Annotated in this window: 2 protein-coding genes; one reads left to right on the top strand and one right to left on the bottom strand. The window is 37.7% G+C overall.

The genetic code is table 11. The features are described from left to right. Nucleotides 1–37 precede the first annotated feature (37 nt). Nucleotides 38–1,015 (bottom strand): HTH-type transcriptional regulator CysB, encoded by a 978-nt coding sequence (cysB, locus tag GQR46_RS18960; RefSeq protein ID WP_002961670.1) that lies wholly within the window; start codon nt 1,013–1,015, stop codon nt 38–40. Nucleotides 1,016–1,339: 324 nt separating this feature from the next. Here cysB and GQR46_RS18965 point away from each other — a divergent pair, with 324 nt between their 5' ends. Further along, a complete protein-coding gene (locus GQR46_RS18965; protein WP_007583833.1) occupies nt 1,340–2,098 on the top strand; it encodes a hypothetical protein in 759 nt (252 codons plus the stop codon). Nucleotides 2,099–2,126 lie beyond the last annotated feature (28 nt).

The raw sequence follows: 2,126 nt of genomic DNA on the forward strand, positions 1-2,126 counted from the left end.
TAGGCGGCTTTTTTATTATTCGTTTAATGTAGTGACATTATTTAACGGGTAACTCTATATCTGCAAATAACTTATCTACGTCATCTTGGTTACGTAATAAGCTTGCTCGCTCCACGCGCTCTTTAGTTAAATGCGGTGCAAAACGTTCGATAAAATCATACATATAAGTACGTAAAAAACTGCCCTTTCTAAAACCAATTTTGGTCGTGCTAGCTTCAAATAAGTGGCTTGCATCAATACACACTAAATCGGTATCGCTTACTTGATCTATCGCCATTGAAGCAACAACACCAACTCCTAAACCCAGTCGTACGTATGTTTTTATAACATCAGCATCGGTTGCGGTAAATACAATGTGTGGTTCAAGCCCGTGTGCGCTAAACGCTTTATCCAACTCTGAACGGCCCGTAAAACCAAATACATATGTAATGAGTGGATATTGAGCAATATCAGCAACGGTTAAACTATTTGCCTTTTTAGCCAACGGATGGTCTTTAGCGACAACAATACTGCGATTCCAATGGTAGCAAGGCAGCATAACTAAATCTGAATACAAATGCAGTGCTTCTGTTGCAATAGCAAAATCGGCATCACCGCGTGCTGCAGCATCCGATATTTGCTGTGGAGTACCTTGGTGCATATGAAGCGATACCGCAGGGTATTTTTTCATAAACCCTTGAATTACGTTAGGCAAAGCATAACGCGCTTGGGTATGTGTTGTAGCAATATTTAACTTACCTTGATCAGGTAGCGTATGCTCATTAGCAACGGCTTTAATACCTTCTACTTTAGAGAGTATTTCACGAGAAATATTAATAATATCTTCGCCGGCACCGGTTACATGCGTTAAATGCTTACCACTGCGACCAAAAATTTGCACACCCAACTCATCTTCTAACATGCGTACTTGTTTAGAAATTCCTGGCTGCGAGGTAAATAAACTCTCAGCAGTCGCTGAAACATTTAATTTATGATTTTGTACTTCTACGATGTATCTGAGTTGTTGTAATTTCATGGCTGCAAATTTTAACGTTATTATTCATATTATTTATAAAGGCAATACCGCTTAAAACCAAGTGTTATTTACGTAAAATAGCACTTTAGGTCTTTAGGTGTGCAATTATCTGATTAGAGCTCAAGGCTAGCATAATAAATATGCTTCAGGTAGCGATGATTATTCAGCTTTAGTTTATAAGCCCTTAGGCTTACTGCAGTTTATAAAGAGCTCAACCTATCAATTTTTTGGTATATTTTTTAAGTTAATCGGCGCAAAGCTACCCTGTTAACGTATATTTAATGTAAGATTAAATAATTAGGTTATATATCCGAGAATTACACCATGATCGTTTCTATTATAATAGTGCTTATAGTTGCATTGATTGTGATTGCACTTTGGGTAAGTGCTGTACAACAACACAAAGAAAAACAAGAGGCAGAACGCCGTAAAGAGCTTACAAAACAGAAAGCTATAATAGAAGAAACGGAAGAGGCACTAATGAATAGTGCTAACATCCCCCTTTCTGAAAATCTAATTCGTACATTACAGCGCCGTATTTACGAAGCCTTAAATACAATGGTTACTAACTCGCAAACATCTAAAGCACTTAAAAGCCGCTTAAGTGAAGCAAAAACGCACTTATCTAATCCAGTTCAAGATAATAGCAGTGAAGCTTTAACGCTACCGAGTAATGACAAACAACTTGTAGGCCTAATTCAAGGCATTAAAAAATTACGCTCAATTTTACGCTCTGAACACAGCAAAGGTCGTATTGATAGCCAAGTTTTTGTTTTAGAAGATAAACGTCTCGAAAAACTACAACTGCGTATTAATATTGAAAGCCAAATAAAACGGGGCCTATCTGCCCGTTCAGCAAGTATGGTTGGCTCTGCAAGACAGTACTTTGAAAAAGCGCAGGCAACACTCAGTGCAGTCACCTACTCTGATGAATACGTAACAACAAAACGGCTAGAAGTTGAGGGTTACTTAGAGGCAATTAGTGTTGAACTGAGAGCTTCTAATGCAAGCGCACTTAAAAAGAAAACAGAAGAAGAGCAAGACGACTTAGATATACTGTTTGCTCCTAAAAAGAAATGGTAGTGCTTTTATAAAAGCATTAAAAAAGCCT

Origin of the sequence: Pseudoalteromonas sp. Z1A6, assembly GCF_011378745.1 — a bacterium.
GTDB classification, from domain to species: Bacteria; Pseudomonadota; Gammaproteobacteria; order Enterobacterales; family Alteromonadaceae; genus Pseudoalteromonas; species Pseudoalteromonas arctica.